Origin of the sequence: Marinoscillum pacificum (assembly GCF_024714495.1) — a bacterium.
Classification (GTDB): Bacteria; Bacteroidota; Bacteroidia; order Cytophagales; family Cyclobacteriaceae; genus Marinoscillum; species Marinoscillum pacificum.
In genome coordinates this window covers 405,482-432,265 of record NZ_JAMZMJ010000004.1, presented here as the reverse complement: position 1 = coordinate 432,265, position 26,784 = coordinate 405,482, and the positions used below count along the sequence as shown (strand labels likewise).

The following is a 26,784-nucleotide window of genomic DNA, read 5'->3' as shown; positions in this document are numbered from 1 at the left end:
ACTTTGCTCCAGTTTTTTCGAATAAACGACCCTTACAGAATCATTTTTGTTTTCCTAATACTCGTGATCATACGCATTACATGGGCATTGATCGGGCTGCCATTATCCATTCCTGAGTTAAAATGGTTGTTGGTAGGTCAGCGATTGGGAGATGGGTTTACTATGTACCGAGATTTGTATGATTATACAGGTCCGGTCGCTGTTTTCTTCTACAAATGGCTGGACATGATCTTTGGCAGAAGCCGATGGGTGCATGTTGTTTTCAGTACTCTGCTGATTACCGTTCAAGCTGGTATGCTCAATGGATTACTAATTAGAAATAAGGCTTATGCTGAGAATAATTACCTACCTGCATTCATTTATGTGATTTGCATGTCGGCTACCATGGACTTTTTCGCCTTGAGTCCCCAATTGATTTCGGTGACATTCATTATCATGGCGCTAAATCATGTGTTTAGAAGAATCGATAACGTTATAACAGATGAGCTTTTTCTATACAGTGGATTTTACCTTGGTTTAGCTCTGATGTGTTATTTACCCTCTGCGGTATTTTTCCTCATCTTTTTACTTAGTTTGATTCTGTTTTCATCAGCGGTTGCCCGAAGAATCCTACTGTTTGTTTATGGTGCTTCTGTAGTGGTATTGATTATTTGGGCATACTATTTTTGGTTCGATGCTAGTTCAGACTTTTTCTATGACTATTTCGCTACACCATTTTTAAAAGAGAAAATGTGGTATGTGAATTTTCTAGGACTAGCCAAGATTAGTGCGGTACTTATTATTGCTATGTTGTTGGGTGTCTCAGTTGTGTTTACTCAGAGAGTCACCAACTTTCAGCAGAAAATGCAACAAGTGATGTTGTTGTTCATCGTAGCAGGATTTGGAGTATTGTTTCTGAATAGTGATCTAATGACCGCCGATCTGGTTTTCTTTGTTCCTTCCATCACCTTTTTCCTGGTTTATTATTTCTTAGGATTAAAGAGAAGAGTATGGAAGTTCATGTTGCCATATGGACTCATCATTTCGTTATTGGTATATCCATACTTCTGGGTCAACTCAGAAGTTTTGAAGAACATTATTGTTCCTTCTGGTGGCCCTAAACCGGTCAGCAAAGAATCACTTATGGGAATAGGCGTGGATATTACTTCTTATGAAAACTATGATATAGCCGGTCCATTTCTCGACCCATTTGTATCAAAGAGGAAAATTGACCAGCTTGATTACTTCGATGGGGTTTCTGGATTGTATTATGGTATTACTTCCTCTGAGCCTGATCTGATTTACGACGAAGCTGAGGTAGTATCGATCCTTTTTCAGAGATTTCCGAAATTCGCCAAAGCTTATGAGCAATCAGCTGCTAATCATTACAAGAAAATTAGCAACTGATTTTATCTACTCTTCTTTGGTGTCTACCCCCTTCAAATTCCGTATTTAAGAAGGTATCGACAATAGTTTCTGCCAATTCATAAGCAGTCCATCTTGCTGCTAAGCAGACAACGTTAGAGTTATTGTGCTGACGAGTAACCGCAGCTAAATCTGTATCCCAACACAAAGCAGCTCTGATTTGCTGGTGCTTGTTAGCTGTGATCGTCACACCTTGACCTGAACCACAGATCAATACTCCAAAATCATAACCACCGTTTTCAATAGAATCGCAAACAGGGTGCACAAAATCAGGATAATCTGCGGAATCGGCAGAGAATGGCCCAAAGTCTTTTACTTCATATCCTTTTGATTCAAGGAATTTCACCATTTTCTCTTTGTGGAAATAACCGGCATGATCGCCTCCGATTGCTATTTTCTTACTCATCTACTTTTTGGAGTTCTGTGGATTGTTCTTTTTTAATAACTCTAGCTGAAATAAAGATACTGACCTGATACAAGCCAAATAAAGGCATGGCTATTAATATCTGGCTAAATGGATCTGGAGGTGTCAGCATAGCACCTAATATCAGAATAACAATGATCGCATGTTTTCTGTACGTTCTCATGATCTCTGGTGTGATAAGTCCAGCTCTTGTCAGGAAATAGACAACAATAGGTAGCTGAAACAAGATCCCGCAGGCCAGCACCAATGTGATGACAGTAGATATGTATGATATGATGTCAAACTCATTGAGAATACTTGGGTCCAATTGATAATTGGAAAGGAAATTGATGGAAATTGGAGTAACTACAAAATATCCAAAAAGCACTCCAATGATGAAGAGGAAGCTCACAAAGAAAGTAGCTCCACGAGCGGCTTTTCTCTCCGTAGGGTAAAGACCAGGCTTTATGAACCTCCAGATTTCCCAGAAGGCATAAGGAAAAGCACATATAATGCCCACAACAAAAGAGGAAGTTACGTGCATTGAAAACTGCCCGGTCATTTTCCGGCTTTGGATAATGAATGGGAGCTCATCAATGCAGAGAGCCTCTGATTTTAGTATTTCCGATAGTCTACATAACATCTCATAGGTCCAGAAATCAATTCGACTTGGACCTAAAAGGATGGTATGAAAAACTAAATTTTTTGCAAAAAATGCAGCTACGGCAAAGACCATAATGGCCCCTAATGACCTTATCAAATGCCACCTGAGCTCTTCCAGGTGGTCTAGAAAGCTCATCTCTACCTCTTCCTCTATCTGATCTAGGGGCATATATGCTTATGAGTATAATGGGAAGTTTTTCATCCACTCGTTGATAGCGGACTTCACTTCTTTCAATTTAGATTCGTTTTCATGGTTACTCAACACTGTGTCTATGAAATCTACAGTTTTAGCCATGTCTGTTTCTTTCATTCCTCTAGTGGTGATTGCCGCTGTACCCACTCTGATACCAGAGGTGATGAACGGTGACTTGTCATCAAAAGGTACCATGTTTTTGTTAACGGTAATATCAGCCTGAATCAACGCATTTTCAGCGTCTTTACCGGTAATACCTTTAGATCTCAGATCTAACAACATTAAGTGATTGTCTGTTCCGCCAGAGATCAAGTTATATCCTTTATCAATGAAAGCTTGTGCCATCACTTTAGCATTCTTCTGAACTTGTAATACATAGTTCATGTAATCGTCAGATAGTGCTTCTCCAAAAGCAATAGCTTTAGCAGCAATAATATGCTCTAATGGACCTCCTTGAGTACCTGGGAATACTCCAGAATCAAGAATAGAACTCATTTTTCTAACCACACCTTTAGGAGTAGTGATACCAAATGGGTTGTCATTATCTTCTCTCACCATGATCAAACCACCTCTTGGCCCTCTCAACGTTTTGTGAGTAGTTGTAGTTACTATATGGCAGTGATCTAACGGATCATTCAATAAGCCTCTTGCGATAAGACCTGATGGGTGAGAGATATCTGCTAATAGAACAGCTCCAACTTCATCAGCAATGACTCTAAATCTTTCGTAATCCCAATCTCTGGAATATGCTGAAGCACCACAAATGATCATTTTTGGCTGAACTTTTTTGGCAGTTTCTTCTACCACGTCCATGTTGATCAAACCCGTTTCTTTTTCTACACCGTAGAAGTTGGCATTGTAGTATTTACCAGAAAGGTTTACTGGTGAGCCATGTGAAAGGTGTCCACCATGTGAAAGATCAAAACCTAAAATACTATCACCTGGCTGAAGGCAAGCTAAAAATACTGCAGCATTTGCCTGAGCACCTGAGTGTGGCTGTACGTTTGCCCAGCTAGCACCAAACAATTCTTTGATACGCTCAATAGCTAATGTTTCAACCTGATCTACTACTTCACAACCACCATAGTATCGTTTACCTGGTAGACCCTCAGCATATTTATTGGTCAATACACTCCCTGCAGCCTCCATCACTTGTGGTGATGTGAAGTTTTCAGAAGCAATCAATTCAATGCCTTCGATTTGTCTCTTCTTTTCTGCTTCAATTAATGCAAAGATTTGTTCGTCTCTTTTCATGTCCTGTGTAGTTATACCAGCGTATCGATTTTGCGGGTAGGTGGTTTAGTAATTGAGCGGCAAAATTAACGGAAGAGTCTCATTTTACCAATCTGAATTTTGCTCGTTATTCTAAATGCAAAAGGTTATTTTAGCTTTTCAATTATTGAGATGCGTGAGATGCTAGATGATCTAAGAAAACAGATAGACCAAATAGATGATGAGCTAATTAAATTGCTCAACGGGAGAATGGACATTGTGAAGAAAGTTGGAGAACTCAAACGCAATGATAAAAGTGCCATTTATCGACCAGAAAGAGAGAAAGCCATCGTAGACAGATTGGAAGCTAATAGCAATGGTATCTTAAGCCGTGCCGCAATTGAAGCTATCTTTTTCGAGATTTTTGCTGTTAGTAGAAATTACGAGCTGCCTGAAAGAATTGCGTATTTGGGACCTGAAGGTAGTTTTACGCATCAGGCAGCCGAGAGTAGATATGGCGCAATGAGTGACTACATTCCTTTGGATACGATTCCCTCGGTTTTTGAAGCGGTAAAAACTTCTCGCGCTCGTTTTGGCGTAGTACCGATTGAGAATAATCAAGAAGGTACCGTACAGGAAACTATAGACTTACTTGCTCAACATAAATTGACGATTGCTGCAGAGATCGTTTTGCCGATCCATTTTGCGTTTGCTAGCAAAGAAGATAATCTCGAAAATGTAAAAGTGGTTTATTCAAGAGATATCGCTTTCCGCCAGTGTAAGAACTTTCTCAATGATTACTTCAAACATAATGTGAAGCTCGTGCCCGTGAGTTCTACCAGTAGGGCTTGTCAAATGGCCGGTGAAGAAGAAGGAGCAGCTGCTATCTGTGCGCCAATCGCTGCCCGTCAATATGGCTTGCCTATTCTTTATCAGAACATACAGGACTCTGCGGATAATCAGACGCGATTCTTGATCATTAGTCAGAATTTTGTGAATCAGATGAGTGGCCAGGATAAGACATCTGTTATTGCTAAGCTTCCTGATGAACCTGGTGCACTAGTAAGGTTTTTACAGAACTTCCAAAACGCTGGTATTAACCTTTGTAAAGTAGAAAGTAGACCTGCTAAAAAGGGAACGACATTCAAATACGTCTTCTTCGTAGAGTTTGAAGGTCATTTCCATGATGAGAAAGTACAAAACACGATTAGGCCATATGCTGATGACATTATGTGGCTGGGTAGTTACGTGCAGTTGTGCTAATTAATTAGCGATTTTCCAGGTGAGTGATATTTGTGTGTAATCATTGGAAATATCACTCATCTGAAGATATGCATCATACTCGCGGATTTTAGTTAAGCCCTTGCTGTATCTGAAATTTACATCCAGGAAGTAAGAGATACTCAAGCTTACGCCTAAGGTTGCGGAGAGTTCAAACCTTTTGTCAAAATCGTCCAATAGCTTAACATGCTCTTCAGGATAGGTATTTTGTGCCTGCATGAGAAAGGCGGGCTCTAATCCAGCATTGAGTTTCACAAAGCTTAATGGATAATAGTCTATTAAGACAGGCATGTTTGCATAATGTAGTCTGTAATTGACAGAATCAGTGTTGGCATTACCTCCTTTTAAAACATATCCGGGCTCGAAAGTAAGTCCAAGTGGAGAATTGTCAAACTCAGAGCATATGACTAATCCGAAAGTGGATGAATGAAATGATTCCATATCAATGGTTGATTCATTATTTCCATTCATTTGCGGCATGGCATAGCCTGTTTTGATTCCGAAATAGGATTCTTGAGCAGATACAGAATAAAGAGTTAGTATAAACAGACAAGAAATTAGTGCTTTCATTACTGGCGATTATTAGATTTGAAATATTCAGGCGATTGCGAAACTACTAATTTTACAGTTCTATTTTTATTGCACTTAAAGGATTTATCAGGTGGCTAAGACAAAAACAACTTTCTATTGTCAAAATTGTGGTGCTAACTCTCCAAAGTGGTTAGGCAAATGCCCTGCCTGTGGAGAATGGAATACCTATGTGGAAGAAGTTGTTTCTAAATCATCATCAGCGTCTGAAAAGGAAGTTTGGCAGGATGAATCCAGAAAAAGAAATAAACCCACCAAGATACAAGAGTTACAGTTTGATAACCACCGACGGATAGAAACTGGAAGTGGGGAGTTAGATCGGACGCTTGGAGGAGGAATTGTCCCCGGATCATTGGTACTGATCGGTGGAGAGCCTGGAATTGGTAAATCTACCCTACTACTTCAGATGGCTATCCAGATGAAAACGGTGAAAACGCTTTATGCTTCAGGTGAGGAGAGTTTGGAGCAAATCAGAATGCGTGCTGAAAGAATAGGGATAGATGCTGAAAATTGCTATTTGTTAGCAGAAACGGCGCTTTCAGATATTTTGACACATGCGGCACAACTTAAACCTGATGTCTTGATTATCGACTCTATTCAAACATTGTATACGGATAATATAGAGGCTTCTGTTGGCTCTATCTCCCAGGTAAGAGAATGTACGGGGAAGCTAATGAAATACGCGAAGCAAACGAATGTTCCAGTATTCCTAATTGGTCATGTGAATAAAGATGGTGCGATTGCAGGGCCTAAGGTGTTGGAGCATATGGTGGATACTGTACTGCAGTTTGAGGGAGATCGACATTTGTCTTATAGAATCTTAAGAACATCTAAAAATAGGTTTGGATCAACTTCTGAGCTTGGCATTTATGAAATGCGCGAATCTGGATTGCGAGAGGTAACAAACCCGTCTGAAGTGTTGATCTCGCCACGAGAAGGATTCCTAAGTGGAGTGGCCATTGGTGCTACATTAGAAGGGAATCGACCTTTACTGATTGAGGTGCAATCATTGGTTAGCCCGGCCACATACGGTAACCCACAGAGAAGTACCACCGGATTTGATGTGAAACGTCTCAACATGTTGCTCGCAGTGTTAGAAAAAAGACTTGGAATACGCCTTAGCGCTCAAGACATATTCCTGAATATGGCTGGTGGTATTAAAGTGAATGATCCTGCGCTCGATTTATCTATTTGTGCTGGGATTTATTCGTCTTTTGACGATATAGCCATACCAAGTTCGATATGTTTCTCCGCAGAAGTTGGTCTTGGTGGTGAGATACGAGCGGTTAACAGAATTGAGTCCAGAATCACTGAAGCTGCAAGACTAGGGTTCTCACAGATTTATGTTTCTACTCACAACATCAAAGGTGTTGATTTATCCAAGTTCGATATTGAAGTGAAAGCATTCAGCAAGCTGGCGGATGCATTTGCTGATTTATTCAACTAGTTTTTACGCTTTTTCTTTCCTTTTGGAATAGGTGAGCTTTTTCTACTTTTTACTTTTTTGCCTCCTGAGGGTATTGGGTCGCTTTTGCCTCCACGTTTGATTTTTTTAGAACCCGGAATTGGATCACTTTTTCCTCCGCGTGCCTTACGTTTCGCTTTTGGTATAGGATCGCTTTTTCCGCCTCTTACTCTTTTATTGGATCCAGGTATTGGTGGGCTTTTGACAGTACCTCTGCTTTTTTTGGTTTCAGAAGGAATTGGATCACTTTTCCCTCCAAAAAACTTTCTTAAACTTTCCGATGGGATTGGTTCGCTAATTACTTCTCCCTCATAATATCCACCTTCCGAAGGAATATCAGCTGCTGGATTGGTGTAGTCTTTTTGCTTTCTTCTATCCTGTTTTTTAATGACTGTATAAATATCATCTTGCCCCTTGACTTTCACTTTTTTGCCAAGGAAACTATTAGCTGATGCTTGTGTTTTTGGTTGTTTGATAGAACTACCACCCGAAGTGGAGGCGCTTGATTTGGCTTTGCGTTTACCAATGATGAAGTTCATTCCTACCCTAAAATCGAATGATTTAGCTTTAGTTAAATCAAACTTCACTAGCTGATCTGCAGCTAAATAGAATTGAACGGGGCCACCCTTTATGGCAAGTCCAGCACCCACATTAAGAAATTGCTGAGGAAGCCGAGTGACACTAGCCGATCCAATGAAGTATTTTCCAAATCGGTGACGATATCCAGCACCTACCAGGTAATTGAATTTACCCTTGATATATCTCGTCCCAAGAGATCCAACCACTTCACCTCCAATTGGGGTTTTGTAAGAAATGCTGGTGTAAATTTTTGGGTTTAGAGAAGTGGTATAGGCATCTGATGTTTTGACCACCCTATTTTTAAACCTGTTGATTAATGAATCTTTGATGTTTTGTTCTAATCCCTTGGGCTCTTTGAGGTTCAGTCCGCCATACCTCATCACAGTATCTGGAATCGTGTAATTTTTGATATCCTCTTGCCAGGAAATGAATCCTAGATCGACAATTGATGCAGAAAAGTTAACATATCTATTGACCTCCATGGACATTCCAAAATCAGCAGAAACTCCTTTATTGGCATTGTTTATCAGGTAACTTACCGGATCTATAGTAGTGTTTCCTTGCAATGTTTCAACACCGCTTGTTCGTAACGCAGCGCCTTCCAAATCAAGGTCAAGCTGATAATCGACATTGTTAGTAGTAAGCTGCGCGGTATAATTAGAAGTACTCGCATTGGCGATTCCTTGTAAATACTTTAGCCTGGCGCCAACATTCATTTTCAACTTGGGAATAGCTCCTGAAAACCCAACTCCTATCTCTCTGAAGTAGGTAGCAGATGCCGCAGTTTTATCAATCTTTATCGTTTCACCTAGATGTGAAATATTGCCTTCTATGGCAAACTGCATCAATTGGCGTGTATACAGTACGTCCGTTTGAACTCTTTCATTCGCGAAAAGTGAGAAGTTCATCCCATTTCTAGCCGTATAGGCTACATGAAATAAATTCAAGTCCACCGTAGCAGAGACCGTATTGTTTTTTTGAAGCGATGCCAGAAAGCCATTCAGATCTATTTTATTTCCGGTTTCAGTTCTAACAAATACGTCTGAATAATCAAACTTATTGTTGATGTTGAGGTGAACGCCAGAAAGTACCGGCAACCCGATGAATAGTTTGCCTTCCGGAATATATGTTGGGTTGTAAAAACTACTCTGGAAAGTAGCATTTCCCATATTATAAAAGCCCATACTCGTCTGTGCTGATAGCCTGGTTGAAACAGCTAATACTAGACTAAGTATAAGGTGAATGCTTAAGACTTTAATACTCCTCATAAGTCAATACTGAGTTTTCCTACTACCGAGACTTTTGCGTCTAGTCTATAATCGGCGAGTATTTTCACAAATATTTCCCTGTTGCTGGATGGGGTATTAAGTGTTAATATCAGTTTTAATCTGCTTCCAATTCCTAAGGCATCAACGCCGCTTTTGTTAATTGGTATATCCGAAACTTGCCTTCTGGATTGGGTTACCAACCCTTGAAGGTTCAAAAACGGTGCTTCCAAAACTAAAACGAAAGGCACAGAGTAGAGTGTAGAGTCATTTTCATCTACAATGGAAAGTTTTACACTGGCAGAGAAAGGAAATCCATTATCCGCCACAATGCGCAGGCTCACAGAATCAGCAGCATCAAATTCAAGACCATCACCAAGATCAAAACCAACTTCTTGAGTCAGATCATCGAGAGATAACTCCATTGGTAATTTCATCTCAATGGTAGTTGATATTTTACTGCTATCTATGACAAAATTTGAAAGTGTTGGATCTTCAGGATTTGTTATTGAAGTCAAACTAAAACCAATGGTATTTGGAGAAACTCCTAATAGGTCTCGAATGGACGAATTATTTGGATTCAGAGAAATTCTAGATGAAATGTTATCTCCTGGAGATGTCGCACCTTCTATGAGTTGAGGAATTGTGGCAGCGTCTCCAGTCAAATAAACGGTGTCTATTCCATTTTCAGTACTATCAACACCATACATGCCATTAAAAAGGATTCCAAGAGGTAGGCCAAACGTACTAGTAAAGTTGAAGTTGATTTCAGGACTACCAAACCTCAATCCTGACTCACCTAAATCTGAGAAGAATTTCACATCCAAAGTCTCATTTCCCACATTTAAAGTGTCTTGTCCGAATTTGCCATAAATAAGGTTAAACTCTTGATTCTGATACCTAAGAGTAATGTCTATACTGTCATTCTCTGGAATGCTTTCGTTTGGTCCTACAAAAATGGAAATGTCAGCATCCAGGCCAAACACGTTACCGTTTTCTTCAGAAAAGGAAAGTAATGTTTTATACCCTGTAAGATCAATTGAAGACGATTTGGAGCTATTTGCCGACAGATCTCCAGCGAATGTAACGAAACTATTGTCCGATACTTTTCTAGTATTGACTATTTGAATATCATAGGTGAGATCGTGTGCAAGGAATGAAGTAACAGTAAGCACCATTTCTCCTGCTTTATAAAAAATACTGTCTATCTGCTCATTGTTTTCTGCAGGATACTTGAAAGTAAAGTTTTCATTCACACGAACTACCTGGCTTTCGGATGATTCATCTGTTTCATCGACAAATATTTTTTCGGAGTTCAAGACATCATTGATCGTGATGATTTCTTCACCAGAACTGAAACTTGCAGTATCATAATAAGCCAAATGGATAAGGGAGCTACTATCTTCTTGCAAATCAAGTTGAGAGTCGCCAACCTTCTCGATTAGTTCACGCATAGTATAGCTGAGTGAACCTAGGGGAATAGCTACTGTAGGTTCAAGGGTAGGTTTCTCGATATTCGAAAAATCTAAATCACCCACATTGCAACTAAAGCAAGTGAGCAAAAGAATCAAGGCGGCGATGGGTGAATTCTTCACTTTTAAACTTGTTACTACAAAACTAAATCAGAATCTTGGTTTTTGCTACTTCATTAAAACCGGCAATTCCCTGTAAACCCCCAGTATGGATTAACAGAATCTTCGATTTTTTAGGAAAAAACTCGTCTGAAATTAATTTTAATGTGGCAAAATACATCTTACCTGTGTAAATAGGGTCCAATTGAAGCCCATTTTTTTGTTTGATTCGATTAATGAAGTCAATTAATTGATCGGTTACTTTTCCATAGCCACCAAAATGGAAGTCTTTCATTATCTGGTAATTAGAAAAATCAATTTTGTTCGTTTCTAACAAATTCTTGATTTCATCATCAATCCAGTTTCCTTTCAAAGAAGAAACACCAAGTAATGTTCCTTTTCCCGCAAGTCCTTTGAGTATCCCACAAAAAGTGCCTCCCGTGCCAATAGGAGTAATGTAATAATCAAAGGTTTCGCTTAGCTCATCGATGATTTCTGAGCATCCCTGAATTGCTAAATTGTTGGTGCCTCCTTCTGGTAAAATGTAATAATCTGGATAGTTATACTTGAGCTCCTCATAGTCCTCCTTCAAACTTCGGAAGTCACCTCTTGATACAAACTTGAGGTCCATTTTCTGCTCATTTACAAAACGTAAGGTTGCATTGGATGATGGGTTCAACTCTTCACCTCTGATGATACCTATTGATTTTAGATTATTTGCTTTGGCAGCAGCGGCTGTGGCAGCTATATGATTAGAATAAGCTCCCCCAAATGTTAATAGTCCTGAGTAACCTTGTTTGATGGCATATTCAATATTGTATTTAAGCTTTCGCCATTTGTTCCCCATGATTTCTTCATGGATCAAATCGTCTCTTTTTATCCAAACCTGTAGCTCATTCTTTTCAAAAAGTTCATCATTTATTGGCTGTACAGGCGACGGCAGGTTAACCATAACGCGAAGTTAGATAAATTTGCAGCATGGCTGAAGTAGAAGAAGGAGCACATGAGGAGGAATTATTTGAGCAGCATCGAATTATAGCTGATCCAAATCAGGCGATTTTGAGAGTTGACAAATTCTTAATTGATCGATTGCCCAATGTGACGAGAAATAAGATTCAACAGGGAATAAAGGATGGGTTTGTTAAAGTTAATGGTCAGCAAATAAAGCCAAACTACAAAATTCATCCTGGAGACGAAATACTTGTATACATCACAGAACCCCCTAGAGATGAAGATGTAGTGCCAGAGGATATTCCTTTGAATATTATCTATGAAGACGAGTATTTGTTGGTTGTAAATAAGCCCGCAGGGATGGTTGTTCACCCGGCCTATCAGAACTGGACAGGAACTTTGGTCAACGCTTTAGCCTATCATTTTCAAAATTTACCTGAAATGAAAGGTAATGAAGGTCGTCCGGGATTGGTACATAGAATAGATAAGGACACGTCAGGGCTTTTGGTAATTGCTAAAACGGAACAAGCTATGAACGGACTGGCCAAACAGTTTTTTGATCATAGCATTGAAAGAACATATTACGCATTGGTATGGGGTGAACCCGATCCGGCAGATGGCACCATTGATGTCAATGTAGGGCGCAGCTTAAAAGACCGTAGAATCACCACCGCATTTCCAAAAGCTGATTTTGGTAAGACGGCCATCACACATTATAAAACCTTAAAAACTCTTAGGTATGTCAGTCTGATCCTGTGTAACCTTGAAACGGGAAGAACACATCAAATCAGAGCACATATGAAATACTTGGGACATACGCTCTTTAATGATGCTACATATGGAGGCGATCAGGTTTTGAAAGGAACCGTTTTTACAAAGTACAAACAGTTTGTTCAAAACTGCTTCAAAGTAATGCCACGTCAGGCCCTTCATGCCAAGTCGTTGGGCTTCATTCATCCCATCAGTAAAAAACAGATGCAATTCGACTCAGAGCTTCCAGAAGATTTTGTAAATGTGCTGGATAAGTGGGAAAACTATGTCACTCACCACTCTGAGTAAAATAATTTTCGTTAGAAGTAAAATTTAAAACTTATCAAGAAGCGATAGGATTTTTTGGCGAAAAAAATGAATTTTTCAATTCAACCTTAGATAGCTGAAAAACTGTCAATGTATTTGCAGTTTGTGCTGATTGTCAATGGATTAGAGTTGATTCACGAATTATGAGATGATCAAATTTCTCATTAATTTCTGTGTTGCTAACCATCTATTTGACACTTATGTTGCGGAAAATTCCTTTGGTACTGACCCTTTTTTTAATGGGCTTGGGCTTCAATAGCCAGGCTCAGGATGATGCCACTATTTATGCTGATGCTGTTCGTTTTATGGAATCAGATGAATTTGATCTGGCCGTTGAAGCATTCGGTTATATTCCTGATTATAGAGACTCTAACTACCGTTCAGTAATTAGCGCCATGTTAAGTCATAAGTTTAGAAATACTCCTCTGGATAAATTTTTAGACTTTAAAGGAGCTCCAGAAGCTGGAGACCTTTTTAATTATTGGTTGGGGCGGATTCAACTGAAACGATTTCAACTCGCCGATGCAGAGGTCTCCTTTAATGCGTTTTTGAATGATGTACAATACAAAGAGGGTTTTGAGGATTATAAAAAGGAAGCCCACAGCAAACTGACAATAATCCAGAGTGCCTCTGATAAAATGGTAATTTCCCCGTTTGAAAGTCCCATCAACTCAAAATTTGCAGATTTGCCTGGAGCTCTATTGGGAAATGGTGAGCGATTGGTATTTATGTCCGATAGAAACTCCGAAGGACATTTTGAAATATATAAAACTGACAAGGGAGTATATGGATGGCTTGCTCCGGAGATTATATCCAGTACCAAAATTCCAGCTGAAGTACTCAATGTGCTCAATGTAAAGGAATCCTTGATGTTTTTCGATCCTGATAATAAGCATTTACAAACTGTAGAGTTAACCGATGCTGGTTGGAATGTCAATGAAGATTTGGACCTGCCCTTCTTGAAAGATGCTCATCATATCTACATGAATAGATACAGCACTAGAGTGATTTTTTCAAAAGAAGTGGACGGCAAGGGGCTTGATTTGTACGAGTCATTCAAACTAAGATCAACAGGAGATTGGATGGAACCTACACCAATTTCTGGATTGGTTAATAGCAACTTCAATGAAGATTACCCTTACATGACGGATGATCGGAAGCGTCTTTACTTCTCATCCAACAGACCTGGAGGATTAGGTAAAGCGGATATATATTATGTAGAAATCGATCCAGAAACCAACCTTTGGGGTAAACCAATCAATGCTGGGATTCCGGTGAACTCTGTAGATGATGACATCAGTTTCTCAATGACATCCGAAAAAGTAGGATTAATTTCTTCGGATCGTATCCATTCCACAGGGGATTTGGACTTGTTTGTTGTTGAAGTAAAAGATTAAACTAGTACCTCAAGGAGGCTGTCTAGATATTCACGATTGTTGGAGAGACGTGGCACCTTATTCTGCCCGCCCAATTTGCCACGGCTCTTCATCCAATTGTAAAAAGTGCCTTTTGGCACATCGTGGACAATAGGAGCTGTTAATGCAAGGTCTTTGTGACGTTTGGCGTCATAGTCAGAATTAATTTCTCTCAATTTTTCATCAAGGATCTGCTTGAACCGTTCCAGGTCGTCAGGTTGGCGGTTGAACTCGATAATCCATTCATGACAACCTTTGGTGCTCGTATCTAGATATTTTGGTCCCGCTGTGAAGTTCTCCATTTCAGCAGAAGTGCGTTCGCATGCCAGGGAGATAGCCTCTTCAGCATTTTCTATAATAAGCTCCTCTCCAAAAGCGTTGATGAAATGCTTGGTTCGTCCGCTAATCTTGATACGATATGGATTAACAGAAGTGAATCGTACGGTATCACCTATTTTATATCTCCACAGCCCTGCATTGGTTGAAATGACTATTGCATAGTTCTTACCAACTTCTACATCTTCCAACCCAAAGGTTTTTGGGTTTTCTTCATCCCATTGATCTGACGGAATAAATTCATAGTAGATTCCATAATCGAGCATGAGTAGCATCTCTGTAGAATCTGACTGATCCTGAATACCAAAGAAACCTTCAGAGGCATTATAGGTTTCCATATAATGCATTTGGTCAGATGGAATAAGGCTTTTGAAAAGTTGTCTATACGGTTGGAATGCAACCGCTCCGTGAATAAATGCTTCCAGGTTTGGCCAGACATCCAAAACAGAGCTACAACCTTTAATTTCCAGAATTCTTTCCAAAAGAACAATTGTCCAGGTCGGCACGCCGGAAATAGAAGTTACATTTTCATTGGCAGTGTAGTGAGCCATCTTTTCAATCTTCTCTTCCCACTCGTCCATCAATGCTATGTCCAAAGATGGAGTTCGCACCATTTGAGCCCAGAAGGGTAAGTTTTTGATTAAAACAGCTGATACATCACCGTAGTATGACTTGGCATTCTTATCAAACTGATTGACCTGCTGACTTCCTCCAATTACCAGATTCTTGCCTGTGAACATTTTCGTTTCCGGATAATTGTTCACGTAGATAGAGAGTAAATCCTTACCACCTTTATAGTGACAATCTTCCAGTGCTTCGTTAGAAACGGGTATGAACTTGCTTCGCGCGTTGGTTGTACCTGATGACTTGGCAAACCAGCGAACTTCAGTTGGCCACAGCACATTTTGACGTCCCTTCATCAAACGTTCGATGTAAGGGAATAAATCTTCATAGGAAACTATTGGAATGTTTCTTCTATATTCTTCAGCCGAACGTACTGACTCAAAGCCATTTTTGATCCCATACTCTGTTTTTGCAGCTTTGGCTAACAGCGAAGAGCGCAATTCTTCCTGCACTTCATGAGGATATTTCATGAAGAGTTCAATGTCATGAATTCGCTTTTTCATGACCCAGGTGAGTATGGAATTGATGATCTCCATTAAGACATTTTAGGTCTTTTCAATTCAAAGTTTTTACCAAGATACACTCTTCTCACTTGCTCATCGGCAGCTAGTTCTTCTGGAGTTCCTGCTTTTAGCAAGTTCCCTTCAAACATCAAGTAAGCTCTATCAGTAATGGAAAGGGTCTCATCCACGTTGTGGTCAGTAATGAGTATACCAATATTCTTTTTCTTCAGCTTAGCTACAATAGACTGAATTTCCTCTACAGCTATCGGATCCACGCCTGCAAACGGCTCATCCAACAAAACAAATTTTGGATCTACTGCTAGTGCTCTGGCTATCTCCGTTCTTCTTCGTTCTCCACCGGAGAGTACCATTCCCAGGTTTTTACGCACATGGGTCAAGCTAAATTCTTCAAGCAGGCCTTCCATTTTCTCTTTTTGCTCTGCCTTGCTGAGCTTGGTCATTTCCAATACAGCAAGTATGTTGTCTTCCACAGACAGCTTTCGGAACACGGAAGCTTCCTGAGCCAAATAGCCTATGCCTTTCTTGGCTCTTCGGTACATGGCCAAGCCAGTAATGTCTTCATCATCTAGATAGATGTGTCCTTCATTTGGTTTAATGAGACCTACAATCATATAAAAAGAAGTGGTTTTACCAGCTCCGTTTGGTCCAAGTAAACCGACAATTTCTCCCTGATTAACAGTAACAGAAATGTCATTTACGACTTTTCTCTTTTTATACTTTTTAATTAAATGCTCTGCTCGTAACTCCATAATGTGGTTTGGCCTTGCAAGATATTAAGCAATTTTTATATCCTTAATAATCAACTGTAGGCTTTTGTTTCCTCTAAATTCATTTTCCTCGATCTGAAAGGCAATATCAAACGGTTGACCAGATGCAATAAGCTCTGCTTTGTCTGCCAATCCAAATCCTATTGCTTCATAAACGAATTCATTGCCATCTTGATATAAAGATGCCTTTAAATGCTCCTCTTTTAGTATCCTGGCAGGGTATTTTAACTGTACATTTCGGCTAATAAAGACTGGCTTCTGATTGTGTGGTCCGAAAGGTGACATCTGTTTGATGATGGAGTAGTTTTTGTAGTTTACAAAATCAAGATTTACTTCCATGTCTACATCCACTTTAGGAGTTAAGATATCACTGGCAATGGTAGAGGAAACTATTTCTTCAAACTTCTGTTGAAATGCCGGTACGTTTTCTATTCGCAGAGTTAATCCCGCAGCATGCGTATGACCTCCAAATTGCTCTAAAAGTTCGCTACATTGAGAGATAGCATCGTGAATGTCAAAACCTTCGATAGATCGTGCACTTCCTGTAGCCTTTTCAGAAGACTCTGTTAGTATAATGGTCGGACGATAATATTTTTCGATACATCGTGAAGCTACGATCCCAATCACTCCTTTATGCCAGTCGTTTTTAAATAAAACGGTACTTCTGGCTACTTTTAACTGCTCGTCGGCTTCTACCATTTCCAGTGCTTCCTCTGTAATGGATTTGTCAAAATCTTTTCGCTCCTTATTTCTAGCATTCAGTACTTCAGCAAATGCTTCTGTCTCAGATTGATCTTTCGCTGTTAATAGTCTTACTGAGTCATGAGCATGCGTTAATCTACCTGTAGCATTGATGCGTGGGCCAATGTAAAATACAATACTTGTTATATCTAGCTCTCCTTTAAGACCTGAAACGTCAATTAGGGCTTGCAATCCAGGACAAGGAGTTTGATTGAGTTTTTTTAGCCCATAGTAAGCCATCACTCGATTTTCTCCTGTGATTGGCACTATGTCTGATGCAATGCTTACTGCTAGCAAATCCAGAAACTGGAAAAGCTCTTCTAAATCGATAGAATTTTGCATGCAAAATCCCTGCATAAGTTTAAACCCAACGCCGCATCCTGACAATTCTTTATATGGGTATGGACAATCGCTTTGCTTGGGATCCAATACCGCTAAGGCGTCTGGCAATTGATCTCCAGGTAAGTGGTGATCACAAATAATGAGATCAATACCATAGGATTTGGCAAGTGCTGCTTTGTCAACTGCTCTTATGCCACAATCCAAGCTTATAATTAATCCAATGCCTTCTTCTTTGGCCGTTTCTATTCCTTTGGAGGAAATACCATAGCCCTCAGTATACCTGTCTGGAATGTAGTACATCAGATTCTCGGAGAACTTTCCTAGAAAACCATATACCAGGGAAACGGAAGTGGTGCCATCCACGTCATAATCACCATAGATCATGATTTTCTCCTGAGAGAATATTGCTTCACAAAGCCGGTTAACAGCTTGATCCATTCCTTTCATAAGAAATGGGTCATGAAGATGATTTAAAGAAGGTCTGAAAAATGTTTTGGCGTCATCAAAGGTGGTGACTCCACGCTGCAGCAACAACTCGGTGAGTTCATTGCTTATGTTGAGTTCCCTGGAGAGAGACTCGTTTAGTTCTTTTGAAAAAGTATCAGCCAGCACCCACCGTTTATCCATGTGGGGAAATTAGAAGAAATTTGGGAAAGAGTAAAGATTGCTAGAGATTGAAACGAGTTGGATTAGATCATTTCATCTAGATCACGCTCTGTGATGAAATAATTCTGATACCAATATTCGTAATCTTCATATTTTACACAGTCAAAATCATTGCGTTCACCCAGTACAACAAAGTTGCCTGGTTGTACCCAACCAGAGAAAAGTGTAGATTGAGAAAATGGAAGATCTGAAATCCTCAAGATCTTGTTCCCTTCATAGAAAATCGGCGCTGCTTTACGAGTCATAGAAACTGGGCAATTTATTATGCAAGCATACTATATTCTGGTATAAATCCCTGCATATGAGCATTATGGTTGTGTTACTATTTCTCTTAAGGCAAAAATTCTAGCTCTTACCCCCAAGGGTTTATGTGATTTCTATGAATTATATTGGGCAATAATTCAAACATGAAGATCTCATTAAGTGAAATATGGAGTTTTACGGAGCTAATTGAGTCAAAAGAACCAGGTTGGTCTTATCAATTAGTAGCAGGAACTTGTGTGGTAGACAATGTCTCTCATGATTTATTACTTCAAATGAAGGAGGATGAGGCTTATGACAAAGAGTTGCTCCCTGAGATTTTTACCTTTCGTGAAATACTTTGGCAGCCAGACGTTTTTATAGAGTCAAATAATAGTTTGCCGGGATTGAGAATTCTCAAGGCTCATTGTGATGAAAAGATAGCGCTCTATCAAGGTGCTGATGTAGATACTCTTCGGATTTATTGTGAATTACTAAATGGTCTGGCGGCAAGTTGCTCTAAGGCCATAAAGTCATTAGAATCGAGTAAAGTTTCTGCCAATAAGGTTTTGGGTATTTTCAGAACCGAAGCATTTCCGATTATAAAATTCTTTATCTATCATCCCAAGAACAAATTAGAGCACTATAGAGATGCTGTTAACCGTTTGAACTATGCGGTGAAGGTCATGCTCACACAGTTTAATGGGAAATACACAGAGTTAATCGATCCATATTGGAAGGTAAACTATAAGAAAGACAAAAACCCTGTTGTAAAACCATCTGAGAACGAAGAAAAACCTTAGTTTTGGCGGCCAAACGACTAAACTTAAGTTTAGGTTAATCGTATGTTCCAAAGATCACTTTCCCCAATCAACTGTATATGGAGCTAAATCAGGAGAATGAACGCCAAGAGAGAATACGCTTTTTCTTGCGCAATCTATTCAGAGGACTGATTTGGTTGGCAGTAGTAGTGGGCGGATATTTTTATCTGGAAGCCAATTACGATATTACATTAAAAGGAATACTAGGAGATCTATATGATCAACCTGTCATCATCTATTCCATTTTCTTTGTTTCAGAGGCTGTTTTTGGAATTATTCCGCCAGAATTATTCATGATCTGGGCCCTTAGGGATGAATTGATCGGTCAGTACATCTTAAATGTTATGGCCTTGTCTGTGATCTCCTATGTGGCAGGAATGCTCGGATATTACATAGGGTCACACTTCAGTACCACGCAATTCTACAGAACGGTACGTAAAAATTATCTTGGAAGATTTGAAAAACACTTAAACCGATTCGGTGGATTCCTAGTTATTGTTGCAGCATTGACACCACTCCCTTTTGCAGGAATCTGTATGTTGATGGGTACTGTAAAGTATCCATACAGAAGATTTCTTCTATTTGCGACTTTCAGGTTTGCAAGGTTTGTGGTATATGCCATGGTGATATGGGAGGCTCATATCCTTTAGTAAATAAGAAATTTTGAGATGAAGAAAGGTGTATTATTGGTTAATCTGGGGACTCCCGATTCAACGAGTGTTGCAGATGTCAGAAAGTATTTGAGAGAATTTCTCAGTGATAAGCGAGTAATTGACATTCCGGATGTGCCTAGATGGATGCTCGTAAACTTGATTATTGCTCCGTTCAGAGCACCAAAGTCTGCAGCAGAGTATAGAAAACTTTTCACTGAGCGAGGCTCACCTCTGAAATACTACACGGAAGATTTATTGGATCCACTTCGATCTATTCTAGGCGAAGAATATGTGGTAGAGTACGCTATGAGATATCAGAGCCCATCTGTTGAGTCAGGTCTGAATCTATTGAAACAAAAGAATGTATCTAGCATTCATGTCATTCCTTTGTTTCCACAATACGCCTCGGCCACTACAGGTTCGGTAATTGACAAGGTGATGGAAATCGTGAAAGATTGGCAAGTAATCCCCGAAATCAAGTTTACCTCTCAGTTTTTGGAAGATGAGAAATTCTTGCAGGTTATTGTCAATAATGGTCAAAAATGGATGGAAAAAACCGAATATGATCACTTCGTATTCAGTTATCATGGACTACCTGAAAGACAAATCAAAAAGGCATCTGTTGGCAATCAATGTCAGCTGGGAAGCTGCTGCAACAAATTTCATGAGCGAAATCAATTTTGTTACAGAGCACAGTGTTTTCATACCACCAGGCTGGTTGCGGAAAAACTTGGCATTCCTGAAGACAAGTACACCGTATGTTTTCAATCAAGATTGGGTAAAGACCCATGGGTACAGCCTTATACTGAAGAGGTACTCCATAAGTTAGCCGAAAAGGGGATCAAGAAGGTATTGGCTTTTTCTCCTGCCTTTGTATCAGATTGTCTGGAAACAACCATTGAAGTTGGCGAGACTTACCAGGAGGAGTTCATTGATGCAGGTGGTGAACAATGGGATTTAGTTGAAAGCCTCAACGATGATCCTTTATGGGTTGAGTCATTAGCAGGACTTGTTACGGCTAATTAATTAACAATCGCTGCTTCTCCAGTCCACCGGAAGTATAAATCTTCAACACATAAATACCTTGTCGTAAGTAAGGAAGCTGCAAGGTATTTTGTTCTACATTGGAGTCAGTTAGATAACTTTTGCCGTCCATTCCAATGATTTCTACCTTATTAATGGTGTTATTCGTTGCAATTACGATTTCAGATAAGGCAGGTGATGGATTAGGAAATACGCTAAACCCAGTGACTTCAATTTTACGATTGGCATGAATAGTATCTCGTCTATCGTCTATCTCTCCTATGAGTAGAGCATCAAATACCCCAGGGTAATTGTAACTAACTACGGCTTCTTGATCAGATGAACTTGAAATGACACCTCCTTCAAAAACCCATTCATAGTCATCATATCCAGAGCTATTGTTCACAAACGTTACTTGCTGCTCTGGTCTAATGAAAAATCTATTTTGATCCATAGAAAGTAAGAGTCTATTCACAACTTTAATGTGATTTTCGATTATCAAGGTGTCTGAGCCTTGCTCCTTGTATCCTATCAGTGTAACATCAAATTCTCCAGCATTTGTGTATGTGGCTTCTCCACTTTCTTGCCAGGTGGGTTGTTGCGGGTCACCACCCTCTAGCAGCCATTTATAGCCATTATATCCTATGCTCAGATTCTCAAAAGTGATCGATTCTCCACTATTGATCTCTTCGGTGTTGGTGCTGAATTCTAGAAGATAAAATTTCTCTACAGTTACAGCATCTGCAATTCTAAGGGTATCCGTTCCAGAGGCGCTTTCTCCAACTAATACGACATCAAACGTTCCAATATCTTGATAGGTGGCAGATCCTCTCGAAGGCCATTCAGCGGAAGAAGTTTCTGCTCCGCTTAAAAGCCAGGTGTAGGTAAAGTAGCCTGTGCTGTTATTGACAAACTCAATTGAACCTCCTTGCTGAACGCTATTCGTACTAAGTGAAAAATCTAACTGCAAGTCAAGGGCATCACAAGAAACCAATGTGTTAGAAGTAGAATCACGAAGCATCTCCAGTTTTTTATAAACATTTTCACCAGGACACGAGGTACTACATCCATCTCTGTGACCAGCTAAGTTGCCGATATAGCCAAGTGGATGATCGGAGTACAACTGAGGATCAAGTGACTCTTTGTTTAGTTTGTATGCAGCCAGTTTTTCTAGCGTATTCCAGGTTTCTACAGTTGGTTCTGCCGTTTCATAGTTTCCAAGAAGACAAATACCCATCGTATGACCATTGCTTCCGCAGAAATGAGCGCCTATAACATTGTCTTGATCTCCACCTTCAGGATCGCGTGCAGCATAAAGGTCTCCATTTTGAGCGATGACATAATTGTAGCCTATATCAGACCAGCCATTAGACTGTGTATGGTAGATGTAGATATCTCTTACTACTTGCGTGTAATCTGTAGCGGTGTTGGATCCTGCGGAGTGGTGAACGATAACATGTTCCACATCCGTAAAGCTTCTTGAATAAGAAGGCTCCGGAAGTCCAGCTCTCCATTCACTTTGAGGAATAGCAGTTGGAGTAAAATCACACTCATCCTGTTGATTTGATCGAAAGTTACTTCCAATTTTTGGAGTAATACCAGAATAAATAAGGTGCAAGGAACCCTCATAATTAGAGCTAAAACTAGTTAATTCTTTAGCTCCGTCAAGTGATTTGTAATAAGTGAATTCAGGTCCATCAGCATCAAAAGGGATTTCTTCGATCTCTCCATTGATTGTCAATTCAACCGTGGTGCCTAGAAACTGATCAGTTTTGAATACAATCGCGGTAACTTTTCCAGATACATCGATTCTGCTATTCGATTTTATATCAAACTTTCGAATCAGCTCTTCTTGTGAAAAAGCTGAAAAAAGTAATCCCGTAAAAAAGAGAAGTAGAGCTGTTTTTCTATACACCTATTGCTAAAATTTCATTCAGTTTACTGATAACGTAATCTACCTGTTCTTTGGTATTGAACCTGCTGAATGAAAAACGTACTGCTCCCCTCATTGGGTCAGATCCCAGGGCAGTTAAGACATGTGACCCAACGTTGGAACCACTGCTGCAGGCACTGCCTCCTGAAGCAGAAATTCCGTTTATGTCCAGGTTGAAAAGTAGCATGTCATTGTCTTCACTCGGTGGTAGACTTACATTCAACACGGTATATAAACTATTGTTTAGGTCAGCTGATGTGCCATTGAACTCTACTCCATCGATATTGGCCTTTAACTGATCGATCATGTATTGCTTAACTCCTTCTATATGAGAACGATGCTCGTCCATATGAGAGTAGGCTAGCTCTAGGGCCTTGGCTAAGCCAATGATTCCATAAACGTTTTCGGTACCACCACGCATGTTGCGCTCTTGTGCTCCTCCATGGATAAATGGATGGATCTTTTTCTCATGATTCACATAAAGGAATCCTACCCCTTTTGGTCCGTGAAACTTGTGTGCTGAACCTACAATGAAGTTGGCCTTAAGCTCCTGAAGATCATGTTTGAAATGACCCATTGTTTGTACCGTGTCCGTATGGAAGGTTGCTCCATGCTCATGACAGAGGTTAGCAATTGCATCTATATCATTGACTGTACCTATCTCGTTGTTGGCATGCATCAATGAAACCAATGTATTGGGATCATTTTTCAGCAATTCGTCAATTTGGTTGATATCGATGTTGCCTTGAGCATCTACATCGAGTAGGTGCAAAGCAACATCGCCTCTTTTGGCAAGCATTTCTGCAGTGTGAAGTACTGCATGATGCTCCAAACCCGTGGTAATGATGTTTTTCACCCCATATTCTTCCACAGTGCATCTAAGTGCCGTATTATCAGCCTCCGTACCACCGGAAGTAAAGAAGATTTCTGAAGGAGAAGTGTTTAAAAGATCCGCGACCTTCTTTCTTGCCTTTTCAATAGCAGCTCTTACCTGTCTCCCATGTGTATGGATAGACGATGGGTTGCCATAGAATTCTAGCATATAAGGCTTCATTTCTTCAAATACAGCCTCGTCTAGAGGAGTTGTAGCGGCGTTATCTAAATAAACTTTCTCCATTGATTTGGGGTATGATTCTATTAATGTTGCAAAATTAAACATTAAATCCACTGAAGTAATAGAACTATGGAGGATAAGCAAATGAACCGGAATATTTTGGAGTACCTGAAGCGTATTCAGGCAATGGCAAAAACGGGATTAACGTATACCGAAAACCCTTATGACATTGAGCGATATGAAGAAATGCGGGATATGACCAATGATTTGTTGGCTAATCTTTCCAATGCTCCATTAGAGTCCATTCAATTTCATTTTGACCATTTGGATGACGATTATCCAACTCCAAAAGTGGACGTTCGAGGAGTCGTATTGAAAGATGACAAAATACTCCTCATTCAGGAGAAAACAGATCAGAAATGGGCCATGCCTGGAGGCTGGTGTGATATTGGATATTCTGCTTCGGAGAATGTTGCCAAAGAAGTGTTTGAAGAGGCTGGAATTACGGTGAAGCCAGTGCGTATTTTATCAGTTTGGGATAAAGCCAAGCAAGATCACCCACATGATATTCGATATGTCTATAAGATCAATTTCTTGTGCGAGATTGTTTCTGGTGAATTGAATGTTGGTCATGAAGCATTGGATGGAGGTTTTTTTGGTTTGGATGAATTGCCACCTCTGTCGGAAGTCAGAAACACAGAGCGTCAAATTCACAAGCTAGTAGAGTTGGCTAAAAGTGGGGAAATAGTATGGGATTAATGATGGATGACAAGCCAATATATCATAAAAATGGTCTTGCATTAGAAGGGTATGATGTCGTGAGTTACTTCCTTGATCGGCCATTGAAAGGGAGCTCAACCTTTTCTCATCACTATCAAGAACTGGAATGGCGGTTTGCCAATCAGCAAAACCTTGATTTATTTGTTGTAAATAACCCTGCAAAATACTTGCCTCAGTATGGAGGGTTCTGTGCTTTTGGTGCAGCAAATGGCTATAAAGCCAAGCCAAAGATGAGTTCTTACCATGTTGCAGAGGAGAAGCTGTATCTCAATTTCTCTGACTATGTGCAAGAGCGTTGGCTTCAGGAGAAAGCTGAGAAAATAATAATGGCTGACCAAAAATGGCCAGCCACAAAATCTTCAAAACCAATTAGTGCCAACCGACACTGGGTTTATATTCGATATAAGTTTTTGAAGTTATTCGGAAAAGATATTCTGGAATAGCTTAAACAGGTGTGATCAATTCCTTGATATCCATCATCAGCTTTTGTGCCAGGTGATCAGCCGTTGACTGGCTTTCCGACTCAGCGTAAATTCTAATAATAGGCTCAGTATTGGATCTTCTTAAGTGCACCCATTCTTTATCAAACTCAATTTTCAACCCGTCGATTGTAGTGAATTTGTTTTTGGAGTATTGTGCTTTTAACCCTTCCAAAACCTTATCCAAGTCAAGTGATGGATCTAACTCAATCTTGTTTTTAGAAATATGGTAGTTTGGATAGGTAGAACGTAGCATCGACACACTCTTGCCGAACTCAGCCAAGTGTGAAAGGAATAACGCAATACCTACTAAAGCATCTCTACCATAGTGAAGCTCTGGAAGAATCACTCCACCGTTTCCTTCTCCACCGATTACAGCGTTTTGTGCTTTCATTTCCGTAACCACATTCACCTCGCCTACGGCAGAGGCAGTGTAGCTTCCACCATTCTTCTCGGTCACATCACGAAGTGCTCTTGTGGAAGAAAGGTTTGAAACGGTATTGCCAGGTTTCTTTTTCAATACATAATCCGCAACAGCAACAAGCGTGTATTCTTCTCCAAATGATACGCCATCTTCACAAACCATTACTAATCGATCCACATCTGGATCCACAACAAATCCAAGATCATAATTGCCTCCAGCTATTTCGCTGCAGATATGGGTAATGTTTTCCGGGAGTGGTTCTGGGTTGTGTGGGAAAACTCCGTTTGGTTCACAGTATAGTTCTGTAACCTCTACATTGAGTTTCTTTAAGAGTTTAGGTACAGCAATTCCTCCTGTACTGTTCACTGCATCAACCGCTACTTTGAATCCAGCAGCTTTAATTGCTTCTACATTGACCAGGTCAAGGGCAAGAATTTGATCTATATGCCAGTCGATGTAGGAATCATTAGTGTCGTAAGAACCAAATTTCTTAGGATCAACAAACTCCAGGTCAGCGGACTCAGCCCACTCCAATACTTTTTTGCCATCTTCTGCAGAAATGAATTCTCCATTCTCATTCAGAAGTTTCAATGCATTCCATCCTGATGGGTTGTGACTTGCAGTTAAGATAATTCCACCTTGAGCATTTTCATTCACCACGGCCATTTCCACTGTAGGAGTTGTTGATAGATCAAGATCTACCACATCAATTCCTTGTGCTCTTAAGGTACTTTCCACGATTGATCTGAAAGTGCTTCCTGATGGTCGGGCATCTCTACCTATGACCACTTTGGGTTCGCTGTGTCTTTCTTTGATCCACATGCCAAAACCGGCAGTGAATTTTGCTACGTCAATAGGCGTGAGAGTCTCTCCAACTTTGCCTCCGACAGTGCCGCGGAGACCCGAGATAGATTTAATTAGTGACAATCTGGTATTTAGGTTTTAGACAAGGCATACAAAGCCCTGTACGGTGTTGACGATATTCTAAACGGTTATACTAGTAGTGGGTCTATTAGCTAAATTTAGCCATAACCTTATTCACCTCGGAATCTTCTTTTCCACAGGATTCTTCTCCTGTCATGGTTTTACCGCAATAGCCACATGTAGCTCCTTCTTTGTTAAGAAAAGGGCTTTGTGAAGCACAAGTGCCTTTAAATTCTCCGTCTTTTTTGAAAATCAGTCTTACTGACATCAATACGAAAAACAATGCGATAAATCCAATTCCAAGTAATACAGTAGCCATAGGGTTACAATTTGACGCAAAAATAAGAATATTTGTATTCAACCCGAATCAATGGCTAGATTTCTCT

Annotated in this window: 25 protein-coding genes; 10 read left to right on the top strand and 15 right to left on the bottom strand. The window is 40.0% G+C overall.

Annotated elements, in window-relative coordinates:
• Positions 1 to 63 precede the first annotated feature (63 nt).
• Entirely contained in the window at positions 64 to 1,386 is a 1,323-nt protein-coding gene (locus NXS00_RS13035; protein WP_258099649.1) for a hypothetical protein, read from the top strand.
• Here NXS00_RS13035 and rpiB read toward each other — a convergent pair.
• The 3 genes from rpiB to glyA are packed head-to-tail and all read right to left on the bottom strand — an operon-like array spanning position 1,376 to position 3,917.
• The gene (rpiB, locus tag NXS00_RS13030) at positions 1,376 to 1,810 is read right to left on the bottom strand and encodes a ribose 5-phosphate isomerase B (RefSeq protein WP_258099648.1); all 435 of its coding nucleotides are present in this window, start codon (positions 1,808 to 1,810) and stop codon (positions 1,376 to 1,378) included. The two genes, NXS00_RS13035 and rpiB, sit on opposite strands and share 11 nt — an antisense overlap.
• Positions 1,803 to 2,639 carry a twin-arginine translocase subunit TatC gene (gene tatC / locus NXS00_RS13025; RefSeq protein WP_258099647.1) on the bottom strand — a complete coding sequence of 279 codons (837 nt, stop codon included), beginning with the start codon at positions 2,637 to 2,639 and terminating at the stop codon, positions 1,803 to 1,805. The genes rpiB and tatC overlap by 8 nt, the downstream gene beginning before the upstream one ends.
• Before the next feature lie 6 nt (positions 2,640 to 2,645).
• Entirely contained in the window at positions 2,646 to 3,917 is a 1,272-nt protein-coding gene (gene glyA / locus NXS00_RS13020) for a serine hydroxymethyltransferase (protein WP_258099646.1), read from the bottom strand.
• A 150-nt stretch (positions 3,918 to 4,067) separates the two neighbouring features.
• Between glyA and pheA the strand changes: the two genes are divergently transcribed.
• Entirely contained in the window at positions 4,068 to 5,138 is a 1,071-nt protein-coding gene (pheA, locus tag NXS00_RS13015; protein WP_258099645.1) for a prephenate dehydratase, read from the top strand.
• On the opposite strand, the gene NXS00_RS13010 is transcribed toward pheA, so the two are convergent.
• Positions 5,139 to 5,726 carry an outer membrane beta-barrel protein gene (locus NXS00_RS13010; RefSeq protein ID WP_258099644.1) on the bottom strand — a complete coding sequence of 196 codons (588 nt, stop codon included), beginning with the start codon at positions 5,724 to 5,726 and terminating at the stop codon, positions 5,139 to 5,141. It lies immediately after the preceding gene.
• A gap of 91 nt (positions 5,727 to 5,817) precedes the next feature.
• Here NXS00_RS13010 and radA point away from each other — a divergent pair, with 91 nt between their 5' ends.
• Positions 5,818 to 7,191, top strand: a complete 1,374-nt coding sequence (gene radA / locus NXS00_RS13005) for a DNA repair protein RadA (RefSeq protein WP_258099643.1) — start codon at positions 5,818 to 5,820, stop codon at positions 7,189 to 7,191.
• Here the strand turns inward: radA and NXS00_RS13000 are convergent.
• From NXS00_RS13000 to NXS00_RS12990, 3 genes are all read right to left on the bottom strand, one after another.
• The gene (locus tag NXS00_RS13000) at positions 7,188 to 9,056 is read right to left on the bottom strand and encodes a DUF5723 family protein (protein WP_258099642.1); all 1,869 of its coding nucleotides are present in this window, start codon (positions 9,054 to 9,056) and stop codon (positions 7,188 to 7,190) included. The two genes, radA and NXS00_RS13000, sit on opposite strands and share 4 nt — an antisense overlap.
• Positions 9,053 to 10,507: a hypothetical protein gene (locus tag NXS00_RS12995; RefSeq protein ID WP_258099641.1), complete on the bottom strand. Its 1,455-nt coding sequence runs from the start codon at positions 10,505 to 10,507 to the stop codon at positions 9,053 to 9,055. The genes NXS00_RS13000 and NXS00_RS12995 overlap by 4 nt, the downstream gene beginning before the upstream one ends.
• A 163-nt stretch (positions 10,508 to 10,670) precedes the next feature.
• Positions 10,671 to 11,576: a 1-aminocyclopropane-1-carboxylate deaminase/D-cysteine desulfhydrase gene (locus NXS00_RS12990; protein WP_258099640.1), complete on the bottom strand. Its 906-nt coding sequence runs from the start codon at positions 11,574 to 11,576 to the stop codon at positions 10,671 to 10,673.
• Positions 11,577 to 11,602: 26 nt separating this feature from the next.
• Between NXS00_RS12990 and NXS00_RS12985 the strand changes: the two genes are divergently transcribed.
• Positions 11,603 to 12,634, top strand: a complete 1,032-nt coding sequence (locus NXS00_RS12985) for an RluA family pseudouridine synthase (RefSeq protein ID WP_258099639.1) — start codon at positions 11,603 to 11,605, stop codon at positions 12,632 to 12,634.
• 218 nt (positions 12,635 to 12,852) lie between these two features.
• Complete coding sequence (locus NXS00_RS12980) at positions 12,853 to 14,049, top strand: hypothetical protein (protein WP_258099638.1); 1,197 nt, start codon at positions 12,853 to 12,855, stop codon at positions 14,047 to 14,049.
• On the opposite strand, the gene NXS00_RS12975 is transcribed toward NXS00_RS12980, so the two are convergent.
• From NXS00_RS12975 to NXS00_RS12960, 4 genes are all read right to left on the bottom strand, one after another.
• Positions 14,046 to 15,563, bottom strand: coding sequence for a GH3 auxin-responsive promoter family protein (locus NXS00_RS12975; protein ID WP_258099637.1), 1,518 nt, complete (start codon positions 15,561 to 15,563; stop codon positions 14,046 to 14,048). The genes NXS00_RS12980 and NXS00_RS12975 overlap by 4 nt on opposite strands.
• The gene (lptB, locus tag NXS00_RS12970) at positions 15,563 to 16,300 is read right to left on the bottom strand and encodes an LPS export ABC transporter ATP-binding protein (RefSeq protein ID WP_258099636.1); all 738 of its coding nucleotides are present in this window, start codon (positions 16,298 to 16,300) and stop codon (positions 15,563 to 15,565) included. The genes NXS00_RS12975 and lptB overlap by 1 nt, the downstream gene beginning before the upstream one ends.
• Positions 16,301 to 16,324: 24 nt before the next feature.
• A complete protein-coding gene (gene recJ / locus NXS00_RS12965) occupies positions 16,325 to 18,028 on the bottom strand; it encodes a single-stranded-DNA-specific exonuclease RecJ (protein WP_258099635.1) in 1,704 nt (567 codons plus the stop codon).
• Positions 18,029 to 18,090: 62 nt separating this feature from the next.
• Positions 18,091 to 18,312, bottom strand: coding sequence for a hypothetical protein (locus tag NXS00_RS12960; protein ID WP_258099634.1), 222 nt, complete (start codon positions 18,310 to 18,312; stop codon positions 18,091 to 18,093).
• 162 nt (positions 18,313 to 18,474) lie between these two features.
• On the opposite strand from NXS00_RS12960, the gene NXS00_RS12955 reads away from it, so the two are divergent.
• From NXS00_RS12955 to hemH, 3 genes are all read left to right on the top strand, one after another.
• Positions 18,475 to 19,110 carry a hypothetical protein gene (locus NXS00_RS12955; RefSeq protein WP_258099633.1) on the top strand — a complete coding sequence of 212 codons (636 nt, stop codon included), beginning with the start codon at positions 18,475 to 18,477 and terminating at the stop codon, positions 19,108 to 19,110.
• 77 nt (positions 19,111 to 19,187) lie between these two features.
• Positions 19,188 to 19,778 carry a YqaA family protein gene (locus NXS00_RS12950; RefSeq protein WP_258099632.1) on the top strand — a complete coding sequence of 197 codons (591 nt, stop codon included), beginning with the start codon at positions 19,188 to 19,190 and terminating at the stop codon, positions 19,776 to 19,778.
• 18 nt (positions 19,779 to 19,796) lie between these two features.
• On the top strand, positions 19,797 to 20,807 hold the full coding sequence (gene hemH / locus NXS00_RS12945) for a ferrochelatase (RefSeq protein ID WP_258099631.1): 1,011 nt from the start codon (positions 19,797 to 19,799) through the stop codon (positions 20,805 to 20,807).
• Here hemH and NXS00_RS12940 read toward each other — a convergent pair.
• Both NXS00_RS12940 and NXS00_RS12935 read right to left on the bottom strand, forming a co-directional pair.
• Positions 20,800 to 22,719 (bottom strand): N-acetylmuramoyl-L-alanine amidase, encoded by a 1,920-nt coding sequence (locus NXS00_RS12940; RefSeq protein ID WP_258099630.1) that lies wholly within the window; start codon positions 22,717 to 22,719, stop codon positions 20,800 to 20,802. The two genes, hemH and NXS00_RS12940, sit on opposite strands and share 8 nt — an antisense overlap.
• Entirely contained in the window at positions 22,712 to 23,854 is a 1,143-nt protein-coding gene (locus NXS00_RS12935) for a cysteine desulfurase family protein (protein ID WP_258099629.1), read from the bottom strand. The genes NXS00_RS12940 and NXS00_RS12935 overlap by 8 nt, the downstream gene beginning before the upstream one ends.
• 66 nt (positions 23,855 to 23,920) lie before the next feature.
• Between NXS00_RS12935 and NXS00_RS12930 the strand changes: the two genes are divergently transcribed.
• A complete protein-coding gene (locus NXS00_RS12930; protein ID WP_258099628.1) occupies positions 23,921 to 24,550 on the top strand; it encodes an NUDIX hydrolase in 630 nt (209 codons plus the stop codon).
• The gene (locus tag NXS00_RS12925) at positions 24,541 to 25,014 is read left to right on the top strand and encodes a YHS domain-containing (seleno)protein (protein ID WP_258099627.1); all 474 of its coding nucleotides are present in this window, start codon (positions 24,541 to 24,543) and stop codon (positions 25,012 to 25,014) included. The genes NXS00_RS12930 and NXS00_RS12925 overlap by 10 nt, the downstream gene beginning before the upstream one ends.
• Position 25,015: 1 nt before the next feature.
• On the opposite strand, the gene glmM is transcribed toward NXS00_RS12925, so the two are convergent.
• On the bottom strand, positions 25,016 to 26,401 hold the full coding sequence (gene glmM, locus NXS00_RS12920; protein WP_258099626.1) for a phosphoglucosamine mutase: 1,386 nt from the start codon (positions 26,399 to 26,401) through the stop codon (positions 25,016 to 25,018).
• Positions 26,402 to 26,486: 85 nt separating this feature from the next.
• On the bottom strand, positions 26,487 to 26,717 hold the full coding sequence (locus tag NXS00_RS12915) for a hypothetical protein (RefSeq protein ID WP_258099625.1): 231 nt from the start codon (positions 26,715 to 26,717) through the stop codon (positions 26,487 to 26,489).
• Positions 26,718 to 26,784 lie beyond the last annotated feature (67 nt).

Bases quoted from the DNA above. Each gene is read 5' to 3' on its own strand.
- hemH (WP_258099631.1), top strand. From the start codon at position 19,797: ATGAAGAAAGGTGTATTATTGGTTAATCTGGGGACTCCCGATTCAACG.
- NXS00_RS12950 (WP_258099632.1), top strand. From the start codon at position 19,188: ATGGAGCTAAATCAGGAGAATGAACGCCAAGAGAGAATACGCTTTTTC.
- NXS00_RS13000 (WP_258099642.1), bottom strand. From the start codon at position 9,056: ATGAGGAGTATTAAAGTCTTAAGCATTCACCTTATACTTAGTCTAGTA.
- NXS00_RS12985 (WP_258099639.1), top strand. From the start codon at position 11,603: ATGGCTGAAGTAGAAGAAGGAGCACATGAGGAGGAATTATTTGAGCAG.
- NXS00_RS12995 (WP_258099641.1), bottom strand. From the start codon at position 10,507: ATGCGTGAACTAATCGAGAAGGTTGGCGACTCTCAACTTGATTTGCAA.
- rpiB (WP_258099648.1), bottom strand. From the start codon at position 1,810: ATGAGTAAGAAAATAGCAATCGGAGGCGATCATGCCGGTTATTTCCAC.
- NXS00_RS12925 (WP_258099627.1), top strand. From the start codon at position 24,541: ATGGGATTAATGATGGATGACAAGCCAATATATCATAAAAATGGTCTT.
- NXS00_RS12915 (WP_258099625.1), bottom strand. From the start codon at position 26,717: ATGGCTACTGTATTACTTGGAATTGGATTTATCGCATTGTTTTTCGTA.
- pheA (WP_258099645.1), top strand. From the start codon at position 4,068: ATGCGTGAGATGCTAGATGATCTAAGAAAACAGATAGACCAAATAGAT.
- NXS00_RS13010 (WP_258099644.1), bottom strand. From the start codon at position 5,726: ATGAAAGCACTAATTTCTTGTCTGTTTATACTAACTCTTTATTCTGTA.
- NXS00_RS12955 (WP_258099633.1), top strand. From the start codon at position 18,475: ATGAAGATCTCATTAAGTGAAATATGGAGTTTTACGGAGCTAATTGAG.
- NXS00_RS12930 (WP_258099628.1), top strand. From the start codon at position 23,921: ATGGAGGATAAGCAAATGAACCGGAATATTTTGGAGTACCTGAAGCGT.
- recJ (WP_258099635.1), bottom strand. From the start codon at position 18,028: ATGGATAAACGGTGGGTGCTGGCTGATACTTTTTCAAAAGAACTAAAC.
- tatC (WP_258099647.1), bottom strand. From the start codon at position 2,639: ATGCCCCTAGATCAGATAGAGGAAGAGGTAGAGATGAGCTTTCTAGAC.
- glyA (WP_258099646.1), bottom strand. From the start codon at position 3,917: ATGAAAAGAGACGAACAAATCTTTGCATTAATTGAAGCAGAAAAGAAG.
- NXS00_RS12975 (WP_258099637.1), bottom strand. From the start codon at position 15,563: ATGGAGATCATCAATTCCATACTCACCTGGGTCATGAAAAAGCGAATT.
- NXS00_RS12980 (WP_258099638.1), top strand. From the start codon at position 12,853: ATGTTGCGGAAAATTCCTTTGGTACTGACCCTTTTTTTAATGGGCTTG.
- NXS00_RS12990 (WP_258099640.1), bottom strand. From the start codon at position 11,576: ATGGTTAACCTGCCGTCGCCTGTACAGCCAATAAATGATGAACTTTTT.
- lptB (WP_258099636.1), bottom strand. From the start codon at position 16,300: ATGGAGTTACGAGCAGAGCATTTAATTAAAAAGTATAAAAAGAGAAAA.
- NXS00_RS12960 (WP_258099634.1), bottom strand. From the start codon at position 18,312: ATGACTCGTAAAGCAGCGCCGATTTTCTATGAAGGGAACAAGATCTTG.
- NXS00_RS12935 (WP_258099629.1), bottom strand. From the start codon at position 23,854: ATGGAGAAAGTTTATTTAGATAACGCCGCTACAACTCCTCTAGACGAG.